Consider the following 24,827-nt stretch of genomic DNA (forward strand, 5'->3'; position numbering starts at 1 on the left):
TCAAATCAGCAGGTCAGTCTAGTGGTCAGTCCGGCTTCGTATGCCTGTTCAGGCTTGAGTGGGTCCTTTCACGAGACGTTTGTTCATCCAGCGTTTCTTTTTCCAACGGAAGTACATCAAGCTGCCTCTGATCCATTCGTCAATCAGCATGGCAAACCATATGCCAGGAAGGCCTAAACCCAAAACAATGGCAAACAGATAGGCCAGTGGAACGAGAATCCCCCACATGACGGCAATGCCGACTAGGACTGGGAATTTGGCATCACCAGCGGCTCGCAGCGCGCTAATAATGACCAGGTTCCCGGTCCGGGCCGGCTGCAGCAGCAGTTCGATAATCATGATCGTTGAACCCAGTGCAATCAGCTGAGGATCGTCAGAGAAAAAGCCGAAGATCTGCCGGCCGAAAAGGGCAAAGAGGCTGCCGATAATCACCGTAACAATGACCGCAAATTTAAAGCCGGTAAACATGTACTGGTAGGCCTCATCTTCTTTGCGGGCACCGACTAGCTGGCCGATAAAGATCTGCATGCCCTTGGCAATTGACAAAGAGAAAATGACCAGGACAGACAGGAAGTTCTGCGAATAGACGCGGGTAGCCAAGGCCGTCGCACCAAGAGTTGTAACCATGACGGTCAAAACGAGCTGACTGACATTGTAGGACAGCTGCTCACCGGCAGACGGGACCCCGATATTCAATATCTTGGATGCAAATTCCTTTTTCAGCTTGAAGAAGTCACTAAAGGGCATCCGTACCGGCAGACGTTTGACCAGGAGGAAAAACATGCCCACCATAATCAGAATTCTGACAGACGCAGTTGAGATTGCCACGCCGGTGACACCCAGTTGTGGAAAGTTCAAAGCCCCAAAAATCAAGACGTAGTTACCGAAAATATTTAGTATATTCATGATCAGTACGGAAACCATAACATCCTTTGTAAAGCCCATCGCCTGAAGCAAAGAAGACAAGGTCAAAATCATGGCATGAGCAAACAAGGCAAAGCCGACAATCATCGCATAATTGTTGGCATAGGCAAAAAGTTCCGCTTCCAGGGAGAACAGGCCTAAAAGCATGTGGCGGTTGAGGCCGACAAACAGACTCACACCGAGCCCGAAAAGCAGGTTAATCGTGACCGCACTGGCAATCGTTCGCCGGATTCCTTCTTTGTCGTTAGCACCCACGTACTGGGAAACAACCACACCGGCACCCATCGCAGTAAAGTTGAATAATACAAACATAAAGGTCATTAGCTGATTGACTACGCCGACAGCAGCGACTGCTTCATCTGAAATAAAGCTGATCATAAATACGTCAGTCAGTTTCATAAGCATTTGCAAAAACACTTCAATAAAGATCGGCCAGGTGATCATAAACATATAGCGTTTGGCAGAAGCTGGATTATCTAAGGTAATGGCTTTTAACATGGTTATCCTCTTCCCTTGCTTTTGTTAAGCACAAAGTGAATTCTACCATTATCAGTCTGATTAGCAAGGAATACTTGACATAATTAAGGTAATTTAAGAATAAAGAGGGGACAGTAGTGTAAACGCCTCATTTAGGAAAAGAATCGGACTTTTTATTTATAAAACAAGTGGATTAAAGAAGTCTTTAAGTGTGCACGCGTACGCAATCGGGTCGTGAACGTATGGATTTATGTAAAAAGGTCCAATTAAGGCGCTTTTTTTGATATAATAAATTGATAAACTTTTCGATGGATGAATGAGCAGAAGAAAATTAGACACTATAGTTGAAAAGGGATGACGGATATAATGAAGAAACAGGCCTTTCCAGAAATGACAATCACTTCGCTAGCCAGTAATTACTCAACTTTTCTTCAAGGAAAAGAAGTGTATAAAAACAGGGCAGTAAGCAATCTTAAAGTTGACAGTAAAAATAATACCATTCAGCTGTCGGTTGAAGACCGTGAAACGGAGACTGTACACTTGCGGTTTTATCCTAATGGAGTGGCTAGGAAGTATCACTGCAGCTGTAAGGCTTTTGAAAAAGCGTCTGGTGCGTGCAAGCATGTTGTTGCTGGACTCTTTTACTTGAACGACTTGGATGCTGAAGATCTTAAAGAGAAAAAGGAAAGTAAAGGAGCTACTTCAAGTAGCCAACCGGTCCAGCCCATGTTTTCTTACAAAAAAAGTGAAAAGGCCGTCCAGGAACTGTTGAACTTGTCGAAGCAGGAAATTGCTAGGCAGACAGATTCACTGTATAAACGCCCGGTTTATGTAGAGTACATCCTCAATGTCAGCGGGACAATCCATAACCCAATTTATGAAATTTTCATGAAAATCGGTAAAGATTATCTTTATATCATCAAAAATACATCTAAGGTGATCGATGACATTATTGCAGGTGAGCCGATTGAATTCGGTAAGAATTTCACTTTTGAGCCCAATGACTATGCACTCATGCCGGAAGACCGGATGGTGTTTGAAAAATTGAATGACATTCAGGAAATCACGCAGTCTCTGGTCCCTGTTGGTTATGACAACCAGTTCTCCAATCGGGAAAGTTTCACTGTCCCATCCTTATATATTAAAGAAGTGATTCAGCTTTTGGAAAAGACTATGGGGGCCTTTATTCGCTTTGGACGCCCTCCACGCCAGCTCACTCAAATGGAGCGGGAAGACAGTCTGAAAGTAGAAAGAGGAGTCAGTAAATTAGATCTGATATTTACCTTTGAAAAGCACAACAATTTATTCCATTTTTCGTTGGCCGACACAAGCATTGATGTTGAAGCCTTTCATTTTCATCAGAAAGCAAAAATGATTGAGTTTGAGGGTATCTTTTATCTGATGACCTCCCCGACGTTTGAGCTGCTTTATAGTATTTTTGATGGCCTCAAAACATCTGGCTCTTATACCCTGGTAATGCGCAAGTCAGAAATTGAGACCTTTCTTTCCGTTACGCTTTCTCAGCTCAGAGAAGTGGTAAAAATAAATATGGATGAAGCTGTCCAGCAACTGGTGTATCAGGCAACGTTTGAACCCCAGCTCTATATCGATACGGAAGGGGCCAATCTCCTGATTCGTCCAGTCTTCTCGTATGGCCAAACCACTCTTTACCCGCTAGAAGAAAATGAAGTCTCTCAAGAAGACAGTATCCTCGTCCGTGAATGGACCAAGGAATCCGATACCTTGAACACGCTCTACACGCATATTCCATCAGTAGCCAGAGAAAACAGTATGTGGCGCTTGACAGAAACAGATACAATCAGCAGTTTTTTATATGATTCGCTGCCTGAACTGGCCGACACGATGGAAATCTTCCTGTCTCAGTCTGCTCGCCGTCTGATTTACAGCCCGAACAAGCAGCCCCGGGTAACAATGGAGATGCGGGAATCTTCAAAACTGCTGGATATCAGTTTTGAAACAGAAGATATTCCAGGAAATGAACTGCAGGCTCTACTTAAAGATCTGGAGAACAACCAGCCGTTTTTCCGGCTTTCAAGCGGCCAACTGGTCAACCTCAAAGATCCGGCATTCCAGGCCATGAAGCGGGCCAAGCAGTCGCTGGATATCGAAGATGACGAATTTGACAGTGAAATGACGGTATCTGTCTTCCAAGGTTTGTCTGCTTTGGATGAAGATACAATCAGTCGGGGAAGACGCTTCAAATCACTGGTTAACCAGCTGCTCAGCCCTGAAGAGCTGGCTTTCGAACTGCCTAAAAAGATCAAAGTCGATATGCGCCCCTATCAGATTACGGGATACAAATGGCTCAGAAGTTTGGATCATTACGGATTCGGCGGCGTACTGGCTGATGACATGGGTCTGGGGAAAACTGTTCAAACGATTGCTTTCCTCCAGTCTAAAATAGAAGAAAAAAGCGGACGCTATCTGATTATCTGCCCGTCAAGTGTGGTGTACAACTGGCAGCATGAGTGGTCCAACTTTGCCCCGGATACGGAAACCATCATTATCTCCGGGACGCGGGAAGAGCGTGAAGCTAAAAAGCGCGAGGCAATCGAGAATAATATTCCGGTCTGGATTACCAGTTATCCACTCATTCAACGGGATTCGGATTTGTATGAAGAGGAAGTGTTCGAGACCATCATACTGGATGAGTCTCAGACAGTAAAAAACAGTGCCACTAAAACTACGCAGGCTGTTAAGCGTCTGAAGGCAGAAAATAAGTTTGCCTTGTCTGGCACTCCAATCGAGAATCACCTGGGTGAACTCTGGTCACTCTTTTCGATTATTCAGCCTGGGCTTTTTCGAAATAAAAAAGCTTTCCAAGCGATGGAAGCCGACCGGATCTCTGCTAAAATAAAGCCGTTCATTCTTAGACGTCTCAAGCGCGACGTGCTGGATGATCTGCCCGAGAAAACAGAGACAACAGAATACATCGAACTCTCTGATAGTCAGAAGCGTCTGTATCAGACGCAGCATGCCGCTATTAAGCAGGAAATCAAGACATTAGTAGACAGCGACTCGCTGAATGCCAATCGTATCAAAGTTCTCGCCGGGATGACTCGACTGAGACAAATTTGCTGTGATCCCAGGTTAATCACTTCGAAATTTGAAGGGACGTCCAGCAAGCTGGAGCGGTTGATGGAGTATCTGGAAGAAGCCCGGGCCAACGGCAAACGGGTCGTTCTGTTCTCCCAGTTCACTTCCATGCTCAAACTTATTCGTGAGCGTCTGGATGCTATCGGTGTAGATTACCACTATCTGGACGGACAGACAAAAAATGAGGACCGTCTGCATCTGACGACCCGCTTCAATACAGGCGAAAAAGATTTATTTCTTATTTCCCTGAAAGCCGGAGGAACGGGCTTGAACTTGACTGGTGGAGATACAGTGATCCTTTACGATTCTTGGTGGAACCCGGCGATTGAAGATCAGGCAGCGGACCGAGTGCACCGTTTCGGTCAGAAAAAATCGGTTCAGATCATTCGCCTGATTACGACCGGCACAATCGAAGAGCGCATCAATGATTTGCAGGAGAAGAAACGGGAACTGATCGATTCGGTCATCACGAAGGGCAATGAGCAGTCTCTGTCTAGCTTGTCGACCCAAGAAGTGCTGTCTTTGCTGGAAGATTAAATTGAGAAACAGGTCGGGGTGATGACAATCCTAACCTGCCCGTATCTTGTCTTTTTGTAGCGTAAATGCAACAGGTTGATAACGGCTATAAGTTGAAGCGGTCCATTTGAACTAACTACACTGAAGGCACAAAACAGTATAGGGTGGGAGAAAATGGATGCTCAGCTGGAGCTGCAGGATTGTCTGACGGTTGTCCATGACTGCTTGCCATCACTACTTCGATTTCTGTCTGGATGAAGAAGATGTGAATCATGTGCGTACCTGTATTCGTCTGGACCGGGAATGTGCGGATGTGTGTCAGATGGTGCTGTATTCAGGGGGGCGTCTGGACTCGCTGAGAAATGACCTGGTTGCCTTGTGTGCCACGATCTGTTAGGCCTGCGGCAAGGAAGGTGAACGGCATGACTATGATTACTGTCTGCAGTGTGCAAAAACCTGCTTCGCCTGTTTTAAAAGCCTGTCACACCTATCTCAGAGACTGAAATCTGTTGTAATTCAAAGGCCTGCAAGGCTGTTGTCACTGCTTTGAGCAGAGGCTTGTCCTTGCAGGCTTTTTGGGTTGACACAGAAATCTGCCAACTTCATCTTTTGTTAACGGAAGCGACTTGTCTTGCAAGTCGCTTTTTCACATACAAATAGAATAGAAGGGAGGCTTTGCTTTGGCAAAGCGTTTCATTATGATGCAGGGGTTAGGGTGTAAGCCATCGTGGGCAGCTTTGAATATGCGGAGCGACTCGGGCGGGAAAGTAGTGGAGCTGCCGCGCAAAATGGGTTTGCGGAGCGACTCGGACGGGAAAGTTTTGGAGTTGCCGCGCAAAATGAGTTTGCTGAGCAACTCGGGCGGGAAAGTAGTGGAGCTGCGGCGCAAAATGAATTTGCGGAGCGACTCGGGCGGAAAAGTAGTGGAGCTGCGGCGCAAGATGAGTTTGCGGAGCGACTCGGGCGGGAAAGTAGTGGAGCTGCCGCGCAAAATGAGTTTGCGGAGCGACTCGGGTGGAAAAGTTGTGGAGCTGCGGCGTAAAGGTTTCAGTACCGTATCCGTTGTTTTTAAGAAGGTTAAGTTTGAATCGTCTTTAGCCAGTCAGGAGGGAATCGGGCACGTTGCACCGACATATGCTTTTAATCAGTCCCTCTGATTATGCTATACTTAAGCTACTATCATGCTTGGAGGATTACTGTGAAAGATAAGATTATAGTTATTGTAGGACCAACAGCTGTAGGGAAAACAAAGCTGGGGATCGAGTTGGCAAAAGCTTTTGATGGAGAAGTGATCAATGGGGATTCGATGCAGGTGTACCGTGGACTGGATATCGGAACGGCAAAAGTAACGCCTAATGAAGCGGAGGGTATAGTCCACCATTTGATCGACATCAAAGATCCGGCGGAACCATATTCTGTCTCGGATTTTAAAACCGATGCAGCAGAGAAGATAAAAGAAATAACTGCCAGAAAGAAAATCCCGATTATTGTCGGAGGCACTGGATTGTACGTGGAATCGCTATTGTTTGATGTTAGCCACGGAGGAGAAGCTCAGCCGAACCAAGCCTTTAGGCAGAGGATGCAGCAATTGGCTGAAGAGTCAGGGAAAGATGTCCTTCACCGCAAGTTGACTGAGAAGGACCCTGAGGCTGCGGCTAAAATTCACCCAAATAATGTGAGGCGAGTCATTCGGGCGCTTGAAGTGATTCATGAAACAGGAGAGCCCTTTTCATCCTATCAGTCAGAGAAAGTGAAAACGCCTCTTTATGATACTTTGACAATCGGCCTGACGGCAGAGCGAACCCTATTGTATGAACGAATTGAAAAGCGGGTCGATCTGATGATGGAGGCTGGACTGTTAAATGAGGCCAAGGAGTTAATTGAAACAGTTTCAGAAGATGCCCAAAGTATCAAGGGTATCGGCTATAAAGAGTTTATTCCTTATTCGAAAGGTGATTGTAATATAGAAGAAGCCGTCCAGAAAGTGAAACAGCATTCCCGTAATTATGCCAAAAGACAGCTGACCTGGTTTAGAAACCGTTTCGATTTGTCGCTATGGGCAGATCTGACAGCGAATGAACAGGCGATGCAGCAGGTTTTCCAGGCAGTTAAAATTCATATAGGACGTGATTAGATGGAAGAGAAAAAGACTTACGAGCGCGTGATTATTGTGGGCATTGAAAAACAGAACGAAGCCGACGCTTTTCGCTATTCTTTTGATGAGCTGGAGCAGCTGGTCGAGAATGCAGGAGGCAGAGTGGTTGCCCGACTTTCACAGAAAAGAGAAAAAATCGATCACAAGACGGTGATTGGAAAAGGAAAGATTACTGAACTGAAAAACCTAGCAGAAGAGCTGGACGCCCAGACGATTGTATTCAACCAGGAACTGTCTCCTAGCCATGTAAGGAACATTCAGGAGATGGTGGACACGAAGGTAATCGACCGGATACAAGTGATTCTGGATATTTTCGCCTTAAGGGCACAGAGCAAGGAAGGAAGGCTGCAGGTCCAGTTAGCCCAGTTGTCCTACATCCTGCCGCGACTGGCCGGTCAAGGAGAAAATATGTCCCGACTTGGTGCCGGTATTGGGACACGTGGACCGGGGGAAACCAAGCTGGAAACAGACCGGCGTCATATCCAGCGTCAGATGACCGATATCAAGCGGGAGCTGGACAAAATTGCGGCCCACCGCCAGAGAAGCCGCCAGCAGCGCAAGGACAGCAACGTTTTTCAAATCGGCCTGATCGGCTATACCAATGCCGGCAAGTCGACTCTTTTGAATCAGCTGACGGAAGCGGAGACCTATGAAAAAGACCAACTGTTTGCGACGTTGGACCCCCTGACCCGACAGTGCGAGCTGCCTTCAGGCATGCAGGTGACCCTGACAGATACGGTCGGTTTTATACAGGAGCTGCCGACTCAGCTGATTGAGGCGTTCAAGTCAACGCTTGAGGAATCCAAGTATGTGGACATGCTTTTACATGTTGTTGATGCGTCGTCTGAGAATATTAAAGCGCATGAGGAAACGGTCATGACCTTGCTAGATGAACTGGGTATGAGGCACATTCCGATATTGACAATCTACAATAAACGGGACTTGATAGATCAGCCGGTGCGCTCTACCTTGTATCCCAATTATACAATCTCTGCCAGAGATCCAAAAGATATCGATCATTTGAGAGAAGCAATCGAAAAAGAAATGAAAAAGCAGATGACCCATTATCAGCTGAGCATTCCTAGTGACCGGGGCGACTGGCTGATTGACCTACGTCAGCACACCTTGCTTGAGCGCCAGCTATTTGACGAAGACGAGCAGGCCTACTGCGTTGAGGGCTATGCTAAAAAAGGGTCCCGCTGGGTCCAGAACTGAGCACTAAACAGTCCCCTGACTCCTCAGCCTTCATGAGGTCAGCGGATAATTCGATAGGTTAGAAGCAGAACCCCTGTATAATTAAGCCTTTCATGCAGGCTGACTCATTTTTTCTGTTCTGAAGAGTGCTCAATCAGGCAGGCCTCTTGTCTTTTAAGGCAGGGGGCTTTTTGCTTGCTTAAAAAAGGCAGTATAGCATCTATTCTAAGCTGTGGCAGCGTACAGAAGTCTAGTGAATATTAGAAGATAGAGACTGGCAAAAGCCACTGCCGGCTCCTATGAGATAAAGAGAAAGGGAGGTGTTCAGTTTAAAATGATTCTAATTCGAGTATATTATAAGCCGAAAATTACCTTAAATTCGGGACTTTTGTGTCTGAAATACGAACAATGCCTTTATTCCTGATTTAACATAAACTTTTACAAGGGGTGACCGATAATATGAGGAGAGGCAGACATGAAATAAATAATGAGGAGCGTTTGTATGGAAAAAAGCAAAAAGCAGCTAAAAAGGATGAGAGAGCAGTTTCAGGCTGTAAAATGGCCCAAACTAGATACAGGAGGGTTTAGGGAAAAGATGGGGAAGCTGAAAGTATCGCGTAAACATAAAAACAGACACAAGAGTCTGCGCCTACCGATTGCTCTGAGCCTGATCATTCTGATGCTAGTACCGGCTCTTGGCGCGTTAACTTATACATATTATAGTACGACAGATATTGTCACTGAACGGGTGGAGGCTCAGGAGCGGCAGATCACATCCAACCTGGCTACAAGTATCAGCGATACCGGTGAGGCCGCTGAAGAAGTACTTAGAATGCTACTTCAGGGGGGAGGACTGCAACGGCTGACTTCAGAGCGGGATGAGAACCGTCAGGAGCTGATGTCCACCTTCGATTATGTATCAAACGGCAATCCATACATTTCTGCCGTACACTATATTCCAGGAGATACATCAATTCCTTATATATCGTCTTTGGCAGCAATCCGTGTGGGGGCTGATCCGCTCACTATTTTTCCATGGCTGGATGATGCTTTTACATCAACCCGAGTGACCTGGTCTGAACCTTACCGGATCAATCACCGCAATGTCGTAACGGTTTACCGGGGAGTGGGTAGTCGAGGAGATGTTGATGGTGCCATTGCGATCGATATCAATATCGACACGATTCAGCAGGACTTTATTACTACCCAGATTGGAAATACTGGCTATGTCAATTTGATTGCTGATAATGGGATGGTTCTTGCTTCATCAAGAGAACAGCTGGTAGGTGAAGATCTGTCTGACTCAGGATACTTCCAGCAGTCTACAGAGGCTGGTGCTCAACCGTCAGGCTTTGTTTTTGATCAGGCCTTAAATGGTGGGGACTTTGGCGTCTACTACGAACGGATTCCCAATCTGGGATTGAATGTCTACGGGATGGTGCGGTCAAATGAAATGGCCCAGGAAACGCAGGCAATCAGAGACGCCATTATCGTCTTAACAGTCATCATCATCATTTTAGCCATCATGATTGGTTCAATCATCAGTGGTCTAGTCGATTCCGTCACCCATGCCCTGCTGGATGTATTTGAGCAGGTAGCCAAGGGAGACCTGACTCGCCGAGTTGAGCGAAAGGATTTGTTCCGCTTAAAATGGCCGCTTGCGGGCTGGCTGAAACATAAAGTGAGAGCCGTCAAAGATGGCCGGACGAATGATGCTGAGATCAAAAATGTGACACAAGGCAAAGAACTTGATCAAAAAGGCAACGAGATCCATCAGCTAGGACTGTCGCTCAACCGCACGCTGGATAGCTTTGAACAGACAATTCGCATCATCCAGGGGAATAGCCAGAACGTATCTACCATGGCAACGACATTGACTGAAATCGCTGACCAGACCAGCCGTTCAACGGCAGAGGTCTCCGAGACCATCACCGGTGTAGCTGAAGCGACGTCGATGCAGACACAGGATACAGAAGCAACGGCGACTCAAATGAATATCCTGGCTGAATCACTGAAGGAAATCGATCAGGCTGTTGCCCAAATGGGAGAGCACGCAGATAAGACAATGATTGTAAACGGTCAAAATACTTACGCCACTCAGGAAGTGGAACAAAAGTGGAAAGAAACGCTAGAGACTTTAGAAGACTTGAAAGTCCGGATTGAGGAAGTGGATACCGATATTCAAAACATTGAAGGTATCGTTCAGGCCATTACGACGATTGCATCCAAGACGAACTTGCTGGCGCTCAATGCCTCTATTGAAGCGGCTAGAGCCGGCGATGCGGGGAGAGGATTTGCTGTCGTAGCGGAAGAAATCCGTAAACTTGCTGAACAAAGTGCGACATCCTCCAAAGATATCCAAACAATCATTCGGACGATTCAGGACAAATCTTCCCAGATGGTTCATCATTTGGAAGAAACGAATGAAGACAGTCAGGTCCAGACAGAGAAAATCGATGAAGCGATCAAAGCTTCTGAGAATGTGGCGGCGTCACTTGAGCGGCTGGTCCGCAGTATGATGGTTGTCATGCAGTCCTCGGCCGTCATCAATGACAAGAAAGAAGAAGTCGTCGCCCAGTTGGAAAGCATCGCAGCAGGTGCCCAGGAAAACTCGGCGGGTACTGAACAAGTTTCAGCCAATGCTGAAGAAATTCTGGCCACCATGGAAGACTTCACAACACATATTAACCGTTTGGAACAAGTCGCCCTGACGTTGAGAAGCTCAGCTGAGCAATTCATCATCGACCAGTCTGACGAAAAGTCATCAGAAAATGATAATCTGATCATGGACGATGAAAACGGCCTGGCACCTGAATTTGCATAAAAGGAGTAAACTAAATGGCACAGCATCTCATTTTCAAGGCAGGCCAGCAGTCTTTCGGCCTGCCGATTACTGAAACAGATAAAATTATTGCTTTAGAAAACTATACACCGATCCCTGACGTTTCTTCTTATATCGTCGGGGTACAGGAGATCGATGGTGAAGTCTATGCTATGATTGATCTCGCTGACCGTTTTTACAGCGAGGCCCACCCGCAGCCTGAAACAGCTGATGTCATTATGGTCAACTGGAAAGAAACACGTATTGGCCTGCTAGTCGACGAAGTTCAGTCGGTCCAGGCTTATCAGACGGAAGACCTGATGGAAGCAGATGAAGAAAAAGTGGATGGCCTCTCGACTTCTTATATTAGCGCTTTTATCCAGTCAGCTGACGGCGTGATTCCAATCCTTGACAGTCACCGGCTGTTTGCGGAAGATAAAGCTGAAGAGATGCGAAAACTAGTCGACATTCAGAAAGTTAAAGTATGAGCAGGACAAACCACTGGAGAATGATATGGGTGAGCAAATAAAAGTAGGTATTTCAGATTATAAAATCACGTCGGCCCCCAACCAGCTGCTGACTATCGGGCTGGGCTCCTGTGTCGGGATTGCGCTGTATGCCCCAAAATCGAAAACCGGTGCGTTAAGTCATATCATGCTGCCGGACAGCACGTCCTTTACAGATAAAAGCAACTGGCCCAAATTTGCCGATCTGGCCTTGCCCGCAATCGTCAAAGAACTCAGAGAGCAGACAGGTGAGCATAAGCTGCGGGTCAAAATTGCCGGAGGCGCGAGCATGTTTGCTTTTTCTACAGAGTCTTCAATCCTCCAGATAGGCCAGCGCAATATTCAGGCGGTCAAGGACGTTTTATATGAACTGGATCTGAAACTGGAGGCGGAGCATGTCGGCGGAAAAATGGGACGTTCGATGTTTGTCGATCTGACAACGTTTGATGTTAGAGTCCGGATGGTCAACAGAGAAGAACATATTCTATAGGAAAAGTTTGAGGATTAAAGCATGAGGATTAAAGTATTAGTAGTAGATGATTCGGCCTTGCTTAGAAAAGTGGTATCCAATGTATTGAAGGATGCCTCGGGGATTGAAGTCAGCGATGTGGCCCGTAATGGAGCCGAAGCTTTGAAACTGATTAGCCAGAACAAGCCGGATCTAGTCACTTTGGATGTGGAAATGCCAGTAATGAATGGTTTGGAAACGTTGAAAGCCATTAAGGAGCGCTACAAACTCCCAGTAATCATGCTGAGCTCCCGGTCCAATGAAGAGATAACACTTGAAGCACTGGAGTTAGGCGCAGAAGACTTTATAGAAAAGCCGGCTTCTATCAGCCGGCAGTGGGACCGCTTTAGAGATGATTTAGGTGATCGGATCCGAGTCCATTTTACAAAAGATCAAAGTGAAAGTTTCAAGGTTGTCCGCTCGCATACTGTCAGCAAGCAGCTGGCTCAAAAAAAGCCGGACCTTCAGGCTATCGTCATGGGTGCATCCACGGGTGGACCCAAAGCACTGGTCAAAGTGATTCAATCCGTCTCAGCAAACCTGCCTTTTCCCATTTTTATTGTCCAGCATATGCCCGAAGGCTTTACCCGGTCCTTTGCCCAACGACTGGACAAAGCCTGTAAGGTACAGGTTCAGGAAGCAGCCGAGGGAATGAAAATAAGGGCAGGGGACATTTATCTGGCACCAGGCGGTCGTCATATGACAGTGAAAGCTGGGCGGATCTATTTGGATGAGCGGGACAAGGTTCATGGTGTCAGGCCGGCAGTAGACTATTTGTTTGAATCAGCTGCTGACACTTACGGAAAAAATCTGCTGGCCATCGTTATGACTGGGATGGGCAGTGACGGTGCACCAGGAAGCAGGAAAGTCAGGCAGGCTGGGGGATATGTGCTCACTCAGGACAAGGCCTCATCGACGGTATATGGGATGCCCCGTGCTGTCGCTGAACTGGGGCTGTCAAACCAGACGGTAAGTTTGGAGGAAATCGCACAAATATTAAAGGAAATGACAGGGTGAATAGATGTCGACACTAAATTATGATTTTTTCTATGACTGGGTTCAGACCCATTTGAATATCCGACTCGGCGCCTACAAAGAAAAGCAGCTGAACAGACGGATCCAGACGATTATGCGCCAGTCAGGAGCAGCGAGTCTGGAAGAGTACTCTGATCTGATTTATGGCGATGAAGGGATAAAGAAGCAGTTTCTGGACTATATCACAATTAACGTGACAGAATTTTTTAGAAACAAGGATTTGTTTGAGACATTTGAGGAGCTGCTGATTACCGATTTGTCGATGAAATTCGACAAGATCAGCATCTGGAGTGCCGCTTGTTCGATCGGAGCTGAACCTTATTCACTAGCCATGATCATTGACCGAAACAATCTTCCATTGAAGCAGAACATACTGGCAACCGATATCGATGAAACAATCCTTCAACGGGCGAAGACAGGTACCTTTAAGGAAAGCGAACTAAAGAATGTGTCGTTATTTGACCGGACACATTATTTCAATAAGGAAGCCGACCGCTATGTTCTAAATGCACATATCAGGGATATGGTTGATTTCAAAAAGCACGATCTGGTTCTGGATGAGTTTAGACCTAATCTGCATGTGATTGTCTGTCGGAATGTCACGATTTATTTTAAAAATGAGGTTAAAGAGGATATCTACCGGCGCATGAGCCGTGCTCTGGTCAAAGGCGGCCTGCTGTTCACCGGGGCAACCGAAACGATTTATCAGCCGGAACAGTTTGGACTGAAGAAAGTATCCTCGTTTATTTACGAAAAAATGAGTTAAGGCAAGAGGAGGGGAACAATGGAAGACAACAGTGCATACCGTGATCTGTTTTTTGAAGAAACAGATGAAAACCTGGCCATACTGAATCAGGAAGTACTGCAGCTGGAGCAGCATCCGAATGACAAGGCTATCATCGATGCGATTTTCAGAGCGGCCCATACGCTTAAAGGAATGGCAGCGACCATGGGATACGAGACCATGGCTGAACTGACCCATGCGGTCGAGAACCTCTTTGAGATGGTCAAGAGCGATCAGATCAAAGTCAGCCGTGAACTGATTTCATTATTTTTTGAAAGTCTGGATCTGCTGACAGAAATCGTTGAGAACTTAAGAGTGGATGAAAGCGATGCGCTGGATATTTCAGATCTGGTCAGCCGCCTGCATCAGGTTGCTGATACTGACGTGGTGCTAAATGAGTCTACTAGGCAGGGAGAAGAAACAGGAGATCTGTTTACCTATCCTGAACTGGAAGAAGGAGACAAGGCAGCCATACAGGCAGCTATGAGCAGCGGCTATTATCTTTATGCCGTCGGTATCCAGGTCGAAGCAGATAGCATGATGAAAGCGGCCCGGGCATATATGCTCGTCAATCGGTTGGAGCAGTTTGGGGACATCCTTCTGATGCACCCGCCGGCTGACCAGCTTGAGCAGGGAGAGCTGGATGGGCCAGTAACCTTGTATTTTCTCTCCAAAGAACCAGCGGAAAATCTGCTAGCTGAAACCGAAGGCAGCAGTGAAATCGAGTCTCTAAAGATCCGCCAGACTACGGTTAAAGAAGAGCAGCAGCTTAAGCCAGATGAGAAAGATCTGGTCGAGGAAGTTTCACCTGGAGGGGATCCGGACCTGAGACAAGTCGACCCTGCTGATCAGGCAGACGAGCTGGAAGTCGGTAAGAAAAAATCCTCAGCCCGCAAGCGCACACCCGCCAAGCAGACAATCCGTGTAGACCTGACGCGTCTGGACCAGTTCATGAACTTGGTTTCGGAACTGGTTATTCACCGGACCCGTCTGGAGGATGTCTCCGAAAAAAATCAGCTGCAGGAATTGGGTGAGCCCCTTACGCAAGTCGGCCGGATCACCAATGAGCTGCAGGAACTGGTCTTGCAGCTCAGAATGCAGCCTTTCAATGCGGCCGTACAACGTTTCCCGCGGATGATGCGAGATTTGGCTAATGAACTGGGTAAGGAAATTGATTTCGTGACGGAGGGTGAAGAGACAGAACTGGACCGGACGGTAGTGTCTGAAATCGGAGAGCCGCTGATTCATCTGCTGAGAAATGCGGCAGACCACGGAATAGAAAAGCCCGATGAACGATTAAAAGCCGGTAAGCCTAAGCAAGGCACAATCAAATTGTCCGCCTATCCTGAGGGAAATCGTGTGATCGTGACCTTGCAGGATGACGGCAAAGGGCTGGATCCCAGACTGATTGAACAAAGCGCCTGGAAAAAGGGTATCTCGACTGAAGGCCTCAGCGATGAACAAATCCAGGCCCTAATTTTCCACCCGGGCTTTTCAACCGCAGAAGTTGTGACCGGTGTATCCGGCCGGGGCGTTGGCATGGACGCGGTCAAGGAAAAAATTGCCAGTCTGAACGGGACAATCGAGACCCACAGTGAAGTGGGGGTGGGAACAACGTTCCGGATCACCCTGCCCTTGACCCTGTCAATCATCCAGTCGCTCCTGGTCAAAGTCGGGACGGAAACTTTTGCTATTCCGCAGGCGGTAATCGACAAGGTCAACCGCTTTGAAGAAACCCAAGCGGTTCCTGTCCATAAAGGCGAAGTCTACCAGCATGAAGGCCAGACCATCCCGCTGATTCGTGTGGGAGAAAAGCTGGAACTGCCTCAGGCAGAACAGGCCCTGCAGCATGTGATCGTCGTTTTGATTGGCGACAAGCGCTATGCATTAGTCGTGGATGACCTGGTCCATCAAAAGGAGATTGTCATCAAAAAGCTGGGGAAAGAACTGAACGGGCTGTCCAGTTTCCTTGGGGCAACGATCTTGGGAGACGGCGGGATTTGTCTGATTCTGGACGTTACCTCGATCTGCACCCGAAAGAAGGCGACATGAGATGACTAAAGATCATGCATTGCTGAGGTATGATGCCCTGCAGGAAGTCGTTAATATCGGGGGTGGACATGCGGCTACCAGCCTGTCCAAAATGATCGGCCGGCCGGTTGACATGGACGTCCCCTTTGTGGAAGTCCTTTCTTACGAAGAAGTCTACCAAACCATTCAGGCAGATGATACAATTGTCAAGGCAGTATTGTCTGAACTGATCGGCGGCAAATACGGGGTCTTTCTTTTTATGACAGATCCCAAAGACGCAGAAAAATTGGCGCAGATGCTGTTGCCGGGTCAAACGGACTATTCAGAGGAGCTGGTCGATTCAGCCCTAAAGGAACTGAGTAATATTCTGTTTCAGTCCTTTTTGCAGGCAGTAATGGAACTGATCGGCAAGCCGCTGATCGCATCACTTCCGGTTCTGACGACCGATTTGTTCGGTTCAATTTTGTCTAGTGTTTACATGCAGCAGGAGCAGTTCAGTGAAGAGCTGTTTATTATCAAAAACAACTTCTACAGTGAAGGGCACAAGATTGAAGGCAGTCTGTACTTTGTCCCTAAACCGGACACACTGGAGCAGTTGTTACACCAACTAGGAATATAAAACAGGAGGAAAAAACAAATGAGTAAACGTGTACTGATTGTTGATGATGCAGCATTTATGCGCATCAAGCTAAAGGATATTTTGGAGAAAAACGGTTATGAAGTAGCGGGAGAAGCGCAAAACGGAGTCGAAGCTGTTGAACTGTACAAGGAAGTCCAGCCCGATATCGTCACGATGGACATTACGATGCCTGAAAAAGACGGCGTCGAAGCACTTAAAGAAATCAAGGCTCATGACAGCAAGGCCATCGTGTTGATGTGTTCAGCTATGGGACAGCAGACCATGGTCATGGATGCCATCCGTGCAGGGGCTATGGACTTTATCGTGAAGCCTTTTGACACTGAACGAGTCATCAAGGCGCTGGACAAGGCCGTCAGCTGAGTCAGCCTGAAATAAGCGTCAAAAAATTGTCGAAATCCGTTTGACCAAAGCACTGACAGCGGATGGAATAAAGGGGGACTCAGACCATGCAGCTTATTGTGTTTAAACTGAAAGAGCAGTTTTATGGCTTTACTACAGAAAATATCGAGGAAATCACGCGAACTCTAGACGCTACGACCATTCCACAGGGACCTGCCTGGACAAAGGGACTGGTCAACCTCAGAGGACAAATCATGACTCTGATTGACCTTGAGGTCCTGCTGAACGGTACTAGCGCTTCCAATGAATTGTGGTACAATAATACCATCATCGTGAATACGGACGATAACCCGCTGGCTCTTATGGTCGGCAAAGTTAGGGGTGTCACAGATATCCGGGAAGAAGAGATACATAAGGCGGAGGAGGATGCCTCCCTCATTACCGGATACGTGTCTGCTTACGGTGAAATGATCAGTATTTTGACGATCAATTCGATTCTTAAAGAGAAAGAGGAAGTAGCGTGAGCCAACAAGTATTGTCCCAACAAGAGATAGATGCCTTGTTGGTTGCCATGGATAGTGGAGAAATCAATTCGGACGAGCTGAGTGCAGAAGCAGCCGCTCCTAAAGTCAAGTCCTATGACTTTAGACGCCCGGTCCGCCTGTCCAAGGAATATCTGTCGACGATCACCATGGTCTTTGAAGATTTCTCCAAACTGGCTTCCAACCTGCTGTCTACTCAACTAAGAAAGCCTGTAGATATGAAAATCGCAGCAATTGAGCAAGTGTCTTTTGATGAATTTGTCCATTCAGTCCCAAGTTTTACACTCATGGGCGTTTTTCAAAGTGCCCCGCTAAACGGCATGCAGATCCTTGAAATCAATCCTCAGTTCAGCTTGCAGATTGTTGAGCTGATGTGCGGCTATACAGAACTCTCGACCGAAGAAACGGCGAAAGACAAATCCAGCTTTACCGACATCGAACTGGCTATTTTGGAAGATGTGATGAAAGCATTGCTTCGGTCATTTGAATCCGCTTGGAAGGAAATCAAGGAAATCGACGTGTCTCTGGAAGATACGGAAACCAAGCCGCAGCTTCTGCAGACCATGTCACCCAATGAACCGGTCGTCTTAGTGACGTTTGCGGTCAGTATTGGCGAACAGCGGACCTTTATCAATATGTGTATCCCATACATATTCTTTGAAGACATACTGGATAAACTGAGTTTCAAAAACTGGTTCCATTCCGGCAAGGAATTTGACTCGTCTGAAAGAGGACAAATCGCGAGCAGCCTGGACCGCGTACCGGTAGACATTGAAGTTATTCTGGGGGAGTCCAACATGGATGTCTCAGACTTTTTAAACATGGAAGAAGGCGATATTATCCAGCTGGACGACAAGACGTCCAAACCACTCACCTTGTATGTCGAAGACAAGCCCTACTTTAAAGTAAAGCCGGGTCTTTTAGACGGCAAGCTGGCAGTGGAAATACTTAAATTTACGGGAGGAGAGAGTGACGATGAGTGATCAGTTAACACAGGAACAAATTGATGCCATGCTTAATGGTGGTACAGATGATGCTTCAGAGGCGGAATCTCCTACAGACAAATTAAGCCAAGACGTCAAGGATATTATCGGAGAAGTGGGAAATATTTCCATGTCCCAGGCCGCAACGACCTTATCGCAACTGCTGAATCGGGAAGTGAAAATCACCACACCCAAAGTTAGGGGCCTCACAATTAGTGAGATCGTTAGCGCCAGCGAAGTGCCCAAAGTCGTGACCAAGATTGATTTCAAGCAAGGACTGGTCGGCAGCAATATCCTGATGATTAAGATGGAAGATGCCAATGTCATTGCTGATTTGATGATGGGCAATGACGGGAAAGATGTTTCGGACAAGCCCTTTACTGAACTGGAGCTGAGTGCGGTATCGGAAGCCATGAACCAGATGATCGGTTCGGCGTCGACGGCAATGGCCACCATGTTCAGCAGACGGGTCGACATTTCACCACCCGATGTCAAGGAATGGCACAATCCGGACGAAGCCGCCATCGACATGCCCAATCAGGATGAACTGGTCGCGACCATTGCATTCAATATGAGTGTCGACGGTCTAATCGACAGTGAGATCATGCAGGTCTTGCCGCTGGATACTGCGATGGAAATTGCGGATATCATGGTTGGCGATGAGGCGGAAGTCGTCTATGGACGAGAGGGTGTGCATGTCCAGCTTGCAGAGGAACCTGAAGCTCAGGCAGCTGAACCGGCAGTGGAAAAAAAAGCTGAAGAACAGCCGGCTGTTTCAGCAGATACTGTCTCTGTGCAGAAGCCTAAATTCCAGGATCTGACCCCGAACAACGACAAGCATGCCCCGCGCAATCTGGATCTGATTATGGACGTGCCGCTGGATTTCAGCGTTGTTCTGGGCAAAAGCCGCAAAACGATCAAGGATATCTTGTCTCTAAGCACCGGCTCCGTTGTGGAACTGGATAAAATGACAGACGAGCCGCTTGAAATTTATGTTAACGGTAAACTGATTGCGGAAGGTGAAGTCGTAGTCATTAACGAAAGCTTCGGCATCCGTATCACCAACATCTTAAGCAAAGAACAGCGTGTCCGTCATTTAAACAAAGACTGATTCAAGAGGGAAAAGCAGGAGAAATCCTGCTTTTTTTGCTTTATAGAGTATATAAGGGGGAAGCTGGCTCATCCATTTTTTCGATTTTATATCGGCTTTCAGCTGTGGGGACTCTGGTCTAGTTTGTGCTGATCAAAAAGGCGAAACTCAATCGTGTGATCGAAAAGTTGAGTGCGTCTGTCGAACCCTAGCCTAGACTGAACTTTATGATGCGATTATGCAGTTTAAAAGACAACGAAGTTCTAGACTATATAATTTAGAGGCATTGTTTAGTTCAGGCAGAGAAGTTTAAAGACAACTCAAGGCCCAAGCAGCGGTTCTCGGGCAACTGCTACTTTCTGATATGTATTCAATCCAGTCAGTCTCTGTTCAGTCACAACTATCGTGAATAGACGGGTTACATCAAGGGGATGAATCAGATATACTGAAAAGTGTTCAGCTTAATCTGACAAAACAGCTTAATTTTTGAGGATAAGCTCCGATAATAAGATTAGAGACACGTGTTCTGAGCTTTCAAACAGTTCAAGCCGTGATGTACAGGTAAGGAGAGTGTATGAAAATGAAAATAAATAAATATACTAGCGTGGTTTCTTCCGTAAACCAGGCCAAGCAAGTTAAAAAAGAAACAACAAAGGAAACGGCAAAAACGCAATCTAAAGAAGCGGTTCAGGTCAGCATCTCAGCTGAAGCGAAAGCGCTGCTTGAAGCAAATAAGCCCGCTTTTTCCGAACGGGTGAATGGCATCAAACAGGCTATTCAAAACGGGGAGTATGAAGTGGACGCCAGTAAAATCACGGAAGGCCTAGTAAAAACCCTCCAGGAACAGAAGGAGCAGTAAAAGACCATGACTAAAACAGAACAGGTAATTGACCAGTTGACCCAACTAAAAAAATTGCTAGAAAAAGAAAAAGCGATTCTGATCAATAATCAGGGCAGTGAACTAGCCCAAGTGCTTCGTGAAAAAGAAGAGCTGCTGGTGTCCTTGTCTGCTTTCAGTGAAGAAGGAGTGGACCTAAAGCAGCTCAGTTCTCTGTCGAGAGAAGTCAAGGCGCTTCAGGAGACTAACCTGATGCTGACGGAGCAGTCGATCCGCTATACGGAGACGATGCTTGAGCATATCAAGAAATCGGCCAAGCAGAACCATACTTATTCAAAAAAAGGCACGTTTGACCAGACTAAAAAGAGTGCCCTTGTCGATCAATCACTTTAAGGAGCAAAGCAGATGACTGGATTATTTGGAACATTAAATACGGCAACAAAAGGTTTAAATGCGCAGCAGACCGCCCTGCAGACAATTGGGCACAATGTGGCGAATGCCAACACACCGGGTTACACCAGACAGCGCGTCACCATGCAGGCGGATATCGCCCAAAGCGTGCCGGGAGTTGGACAGATCGGTACCGGTGTTCGAGTCAGCAACATTGACCGCGTCAGTGACCAGTACGTGAACACCCAGCTGAGAGAAGCACAGTCGACAACGAAAAAACACGAGTCCCTTTCGGACATTATCGGACAGCTTGAAGCCACTTTTAATGAACCGTCTGATTCAGGCCTCTCCAATCAGATCTCTGAAGTCTTCAATGCCTGGAACTACCTGGCGTCAAACCCCGAACAGACGTCGGCCCGAACGATGCTGGTCCAAACGTCAGAAACCTTTACGGATACCGTTCACCACATGTCCCAATCTATGGATAGCTTACATAAAGCCACACTAAATGAACTGGATAAATCAGCTCTGGACGCCAACTCGACCTTAAAGCAGCTGGAAAACTTGAACCATCAGATCTGGCAGGCATCCGTCAGAGGCTTCACTCCAAACGATCTGCTTGACCGTCAGGATCAGCTCTTAAACGACCTGGCAGGTAAAGTCGATTTAACCGTCGAAAGAGACCGGTTCAACCGGGTTTCCGTGGATGTTGCCGGAACGACCGTCCTGGACAGTTCTTCCAGAAAGGAACTAGCGGTCGTGACAGCCCAAAATGATGCAGGACAACCGGTTCTTGGCAGTAAAGAAGTACTGGAAGGCACGGAATTAAAAGTTGGAAGTATCGTAATCAAGGATCCTGAATCAGGAGCGGTCACAGGCTTTGAGCCAACGTCCGGTTCTATGAGAGGAACACAGGAAGCGCTGGAAGTGATTTCCGATATGCAAGCAGGCCTGGATGATTTTGCCTTCAGCTTTGCTAAAGCCGTCAATACCATCCATAGTGGAGGAAACAATGAAAACGGACAAGTCTTCTTTGAAGAACTGACTGAAAAAGCAGGCGCAGCTTCAAGCATCCGCACGAGTCAGGTTTTAAGACAGGATCCGGACAAGGTGGTTTCGGGCAAGAGTCTGGATAATGAATATGTCGGCGACGGCTCCAGAGCGCAGGCCATTGCTCAGCTGCAGTACCAGTCCTTATCTACGAATTTTGATGCATCCATCTACAATGAAGACACAATGCAGTTCACCAACAGCTCAACTGGCTCTACCTTATTCGGCCGCTATAACAGTATGGTGACGGATATGGGAATCATCAAGCAGCAGGAAGATAACATGCTGGAGACCCAGCAGGCACTGACCCATCTGCTGACTCAGCGCCGTGAATCGATTTCCGGTGTCGATATCAACGATGAAGTGGTCGATATGATCAAATATTCCAGCGCTTTTCAGGCCAACTCACGGGTATTGCAGACGATAGCTGACATGCTCGATACATTAATCAACAGAACAGGAGTCTAATCATGAGAATAACCAACTCCCTGATGTCACAGAGTTTCCTAAACAATCTCAATAAAAATTCCAAAAGCGTGTTCAAGTATCAGGAACAGCTGTCATCAATGAAACAAGTCAGCCGTCCCAGCGATGATCCGCTCAAAGTATCTAAAATACTGGATCTGAAAAACGAACTGAAACAGAATACGCAGTACAAAACAACAATCAACGATGCCATCGACTTCACTAACGTCCAAGATGCGGCACTGGCCAGTGCGACCAACTCTTTGCAGCGTATCTCTTCACTGACCCAGCAGGCCGCCAACGGCACTTACAACAGCCAGGACCGTCAGGCCATCAAGACGGAAATAGAAAACGAAGTGGAGTCCATGCTGGATGCTCTTAACACCAACTTTGGTGGCCGCTACATTTTTGGCGGTCAGAAAAGTACAGAAAAGCCTTTCACTATAAATAAAGACGCTGGCCAGTTTACTATCGAATATTCTGGTACAGACAGTGAAATAAACGGCAATACAACTAAAGAAATTGCCCGGGGAGTTAGCGTGGACCTGCAGACAGATGGAAAGCGTCTGTTTGAACCTAAGGGTGTAGAAGGAAATATAAGCACTGTGCTGAATGATCTGTTCAGCGCTCTTAATGAAGATGACACGCAAGCACTGGGAGGTCAGTCACTGAAAAAGATTGAGAAGCTGATTGATAATACCGTAAACTTGAGAACAAACATTGGAGCAATTCATAACCGACTCTCAGCAGCTAGAGACCGGAATGAATCAGAGTATTTAAACCTTGAAACCTCACTTTCCAACACGCAGGATATTGACCTGGCAGAAACGTACATGCAGTACTCCATGCAGATGGTCTCTTATCAGGCATCCATGAACATGGGCACACGCATCTTACAGACGAACATACTGGATTACGTCAGATAGTTTAGAAGAACTGAAGCATAAAGCTTCAGTTCTTTTTTTGTAAAAAAAGTTTTGAAAAAGACTTAACATAAACAGAGGTCTTCCGATAGTAAGAGTAGAAGGCAATCAGCCTTAAAAAAAAATAATGGAGGAACACAACTATGCGTATTAACACTAACACAGCAGCTATGAATACATACTCTCGTCTGACATCAGCTCAGGGTAGCCAAGCAAATTCATTAGCTAAATTATCATCAGGACTAAGAATCAACAAAGCAGGGGACGACGCTGCGGGACTGTCTATCTCAGAAAAAATGCGTAACCAGATCTCAGGTCTGAAACAGGCAACTCGTAATGCTCAGGATGGAATTTCTTTGATCCAAACAGCTGAAGGTGCATTGAACGAAACTCATTCAATTCTTAACCGTATGCGTGACTTATCTGTACAGGCAGCAAATGGTACAAACAGTGGTGACGACTTATCGGCAATTCAAGATGAGTTATCAGCACTGACAACAGAAATTGATAGAATCGCTGAAACAACTCAATTTAATACTAAGTCACTATTGAGTGCTGACGGAACAGTTTCTTTACAAATCGGGTCAAATACTAGTGCTGAGGATTCTATTGATGTTCAATTAAAAGATATGTCCGTTTCTGGTTTAGGATTTGAAGCAGATGGTTCCGATATTGAATTGGTAGATGCTACTGACCCTGACAATATCATAATTAATGCAGGTGCTGCTAACGATTTAACTGACAAGATTGATGCTGCAATTACATCCGTTTCTAAACAACGTTCTGAACTTGGTGCTACTCAAAACCGTCTGGAACACACAATTAACAACCTAACCACAACACGTGAAAACTTGTCTGAAGCAAATTCACGTATCCGTGACGTTGATATGGCTGAAGAAATGATGGAATTCACTAAGAATAACATCCTTTCTCAAGCATCTACAGCTATGCTTGCACAAGCAAACCAAATGCCACAAGGTGTCCTGCAACTTCTGGGATAATATCCTTACTGGGTATAGTGTTTCATATTTTGTCAGAACCGGAGCGGTGGTTGCTGCTTCGGTTCTGTTTACATAGGCAAGGTGTTGTATTTAAAACTTGAAGGAGCTAAAGGTATGGGTCAGCGTATAGAGTCCATTGATGCAATTAAAACGATCGACCGGGTTTTACATTCAAACAAAAGTGCGGTATCCTATTCGGGAGACAGACATGTGGAAGAAATCAAAGCTATTGAAGGTATTGATTTCTCAGGGGATTTTGTGCAGCAAAGACCGTCTAATGCCCAAGTACATAAATGGGTAAACGAAGCTGAAAATGTGGTACAAAGAGTGAATGCTCAGCTGACCTTTAAGGTTCATGAAGGTACGGGACGCACTTTAGTCCAGTTGGTGGAAAAAAATACAGAAGAAGTATTGAGAGAAATTCCGCCTGAAAAGATGCTGGATGTGATTGCAGGAATCTGGCAGTGGTCAGGAATAACCGTAGACAGATTGGAGTAA

At 46.5% G+C, this 24,827-nt stretch carries 23 protein-coding genes; 22 read left to right on the forward strand and 1 reads right to left on the reverse strand.

What is annotated here, in order from left to right; genetic code table 11:
- Window positions 1-48: 48 nt before the first annotated feature.
- Complete coding sequence (locus ADIAL_RS09430; protein ID WP_034302941.1) at window positions 49-1,422, reverse strand: MATE family efflux transporter; 1,374 nt, start codon at window positions 1,420-1,422, stop codon at window positions 49-51.
- A 345-nt stretch (window positions 1,423-1,767) separates the two neighbouring features.
- Between ADIAL_RS09430 and ADIAL_RS09435 the strand changes: the two genes are divergently transcribed.
- The 22 genes from ADIAL_RS09435 (at window position 1,768) to ADIAL_RS11150 (ending at window position 24,827) form a co-directional block, all read left to right on the forward strand.
- The gene (locus tag ADIAL_RS09435) at window positions 1,768-5,055 is read left to right on the forward strand and encodes a DEAD/DEAH box helicase (RefSeq protein WP_051503845.1); all 3,288 of its coding nucleotides are present in this window, start codon (window positions 1,768-1,770) and stop codon (window positions 5,053-5,055) included.
- A 196-nt stretch (window positions 5,056-5,251) separates the two neighbouring features.
- Window positions 5,252-5,431, forward strand: a complete 180-nt coding sequence (locus ADIAL_RS11580; protein WP_231492178.1) for a four-helix bundle copper-binding protein — start codon at window positions 5,252-5,254, stop codon at window positions 5,429-5,431.
- Between the two features lie 283 nt (window positions 5,432-5,714).
- Window positions 5,715-6,191, forward strand: a complete 477-nt coding sequence (locus tag ADIAL_RS09440) for a hypothetical protein (protein WP_155849212.1) — start codon at window positions 5,715-5,717, stop codon at window positions 6,189-6,191.
- A gap of 41 nt (window positions 6,192-6,232) precedes the next feature.
- Window positions 6,233-7,168, forward strand: a complete 936-nt coding sequence (miaA, locus tag ADIAL_RS09445) for a tRNA (adenosine(37)-N6)-dimethylallyltransferase MiaA (RefSeq protein WP_034302945.1) — start codon at window positions 6,233-6,235, stop codon at window positions 7,166-7,168.
- The gene (hflX, locus tag ADIAL_RS09450; protein WP_034302947.1) at window positions 7,169-8,404 is read left to right on the forward strand and encodes a GTPase HflX; all 1,236 of its coding nucleotides are present in this window, start codon (window positions 7,169-7,171) and stop codon (window positions 8,402-8,404) included. It begins immediately after the preceding gene.
- 481 nt (window positions 8,405-8,885) lie between these two features.
- Window positions 8,886-11,207, forward strand: coding sequence for a methyl-accepting chemotaxis protein (locus ADIAL_RS09455; RefSeq protein ID WP_034302949.1), 2,322 nt, complete (start codon window positions 8,886-8,888; stop codon window positions 11,205-11,207).
- A gap of 14 nt (window positions 11,208-11,221) precedes the next feature.
- A complete protein-coding gene (locus tag ADIAL_RS09460; RefSeq protein WP_034302951.1) occupies window positions 11,222-11,692 on the forward strand; it encodes a chemotaxis protein CheW in 471 nt (156 codons plus the stop codon).
- A 25-nt stretch (window positions 11,693-11,717) separates the two neighbouring features.
- Window positions 11,718-12,200: a chemotaxis protein CheD gene (locus tag ADIAL_RS09465; protein ID WP_034302953.1), complete on the forward strand. Its 483-nt coding sequence runs from the start codon at window positions 11,718-11,720 to the stop codon at window positions 12,198-12,200.
- A gap of 21 nt (window positions 12,201-12,221) precedes the next feature.
- The gene (locus ADIAL_RS09470; protein ID WP_051503846.1) at window positions 12,222-13,235 is read left to right on the forward strand and encodes a protein-glutamate methylesterase/protein-glutamine glutaminase; all 1,014 of its coding nucleotides are present in this window, start codon (window positions 12,222-12,224) and stop codon (window positions 13,233-13,235) included.
- 4 nt (window positions 13,236-13,239) lie between these two features.
- Window positions 13,240-14,019 (forward strand): CheR family methyltransferase, encoded by a 780-nt coding sequence (locus tag ADIAL_RS09475; RefSeq protein ID WP_034302955.1) that lies wholly within the window; start codon window positions 13,240-13,242, stop codon window positions 14,017-14,019.
- 18 nt (window positions 14,020-14,037) lie between these two features.
- Complete coding sequence (locus ADIAL_RS09480) at window positions 14,038-16,089, forward strand: chemotaxis protein CheA (RefSeq protein WP_034302957.1); 2,052 nt, start codon at window positions 14,038-14,040, stop codon at window positions 16,087-16,089.
- 1 nt (window position 16,090) lies between these two features.
- Complete coding sequence (locus ADIAL_RS09485; RefSeq protein ID WP_034302959.1) at window positions 16,091-16,687, forward strand: chemotaxis protein CheC; 597 nt, start codon at window positions 16,091-16,093, stop codon at window positions 16,685-16,687.
- 18 nt (window positions 16,688-16,705) lie between these two features.
- Window positions 16,706-17,068, forward strand: coding sequence for a response regulator (locus ADIAL_RS09490; RefSeq protein WP_034302961.1), 363 nt, complete (start codon window positions 16,706-16,708; stop codon window positions 17,066-17,068).
- Window positions 17,069-17,154: 86 nt separating this feature from the next.
- Window positions 17,155-17,571 carry a chemotaxis protein CheW gene (locus ADIAL_RS09495; protein ID WP_034302963.1) on the forward strand — a complete coding sequence of 139 codons (417 nt, stop codon included), beginning with the start codon at window positions 17,155-17,157 and terminating at the stop codon, window positions 17,569-17,571.
- Window positions 17,568-18,572, forward strand: coding sequence for a flagellar motor switch protein FliM (gene fliM, locus ADIAL_RS09500; RefSeq protein WP_034302965.1), 1,005 nt, complete (start codon window positions 17,568-17,570; stop codon window positions 18,570-18,572). The genes ADIAL_RS09495 and fliM overlap by 4 nt, the downstream gene beginning before the upstream one ends.
- Window positions 18,565-19,683 (forward strand): flagellar motor switch phosphatase FliY, encoded by a 1,119-nt coding sequence (gene fliY / locus ADIAL_RS09505; RefSeq protein WP_034302967.1) that lies wholly within the window; start codon window positions 18,565-18,567, stop codon window positions 19,681-19,683. The genes fliM and fliY overlap by 8 nt, the downstream gene beginning before the upstream one ends.
- A 559-nt stretch (window positions 19,684-20,242) precedes the next feature.
- Window positions 20,243-20,521 (forward strand): flagellar biosynthesis anti-sigma factor FlgM, encoded by a 279-nt coding sequence (gene flgM / locus ADIAL_RS09510; protein WP_197017797.1) that lies wholly within the window; start codon window positions 20,243-20,245, stop codon window positions 20,519-20,521.
- 6 nt (window positions 20,522-20,527) lie between these two features.
- The gene (locus ADIAL_RS09515) at window positions 20,528-20,893 is read left to right on the forward strand and encodes a flagellar export chaperone FlgN (RefSeq protein ID WP_034302971.1); all 366 of its coding nucleotides are present in this window, start codon (window positions 20,528-20,530) and stop codon (window positions 20,891-20,893) included.
- A gap of 12 nt (window positions 20,894-20,905) precedes the next feature.
- On the forward strand, window positions 20,906-22,408 hold the full coding sequence (flgK, locus tag ADIAL_RS09520) for a flagellar hook-associated protein FlgK (RefSeq protein ID WP_034302973.1): 1,503 nt from the start codon (window positions 20,906-20,908) through the stop codon (window positions 22,406-22,408).
- A gap of 2 nt (window positions 22,409-22,410) precedes the next feature.
- A complete protein-coding gene (gene flgL / locus ADIAL_RS09525; protein WP_034302975.1) occupies window positions 22,411-23,331 on the forward strand; it encodes a flagellar hook-associated protein FlgL in 921 nt (306 codons plus the stop codon).
- Window positions 23,332-23,471: 140 nt separating this feature from the next.
- Window positions 23,472-24,329 carry a flagellin N-terminal helical domain-containing protein gene (locus ADIAL_RS09530; RefSeq protein WP_034302977.1) on the forward strand — a complete coding sequence of 286 codons (858 nt, stop codon included), beginning with the start codon at window positions 23,472-23,474 and terminating at the stop codon, window positions 24,327-24,329.
- A gap of 114 nt (window positions 24,330-24,443) precedes the next feature.
- Window positions 24,444-24,827 carry a flagellar protein FlaG gene (locus tag ADIAL_RS11150; protein WP_051503847.1) on the forward strand — a complete coding sequence of 128 codons (384 nt, stop codon included), beginning with the start codon at window positions 24,444-24,446 and terminating at the stop codon, window positions 24,825-24,827.

The organism is Alkalibacterium sp. AK22 (genome assembly GCF_000585255.1).
GTDB lineage: Bacteria > Bacillota > Bacilli > Lactobacillales > Carnobacteriaceae_A > Alkalibacterium.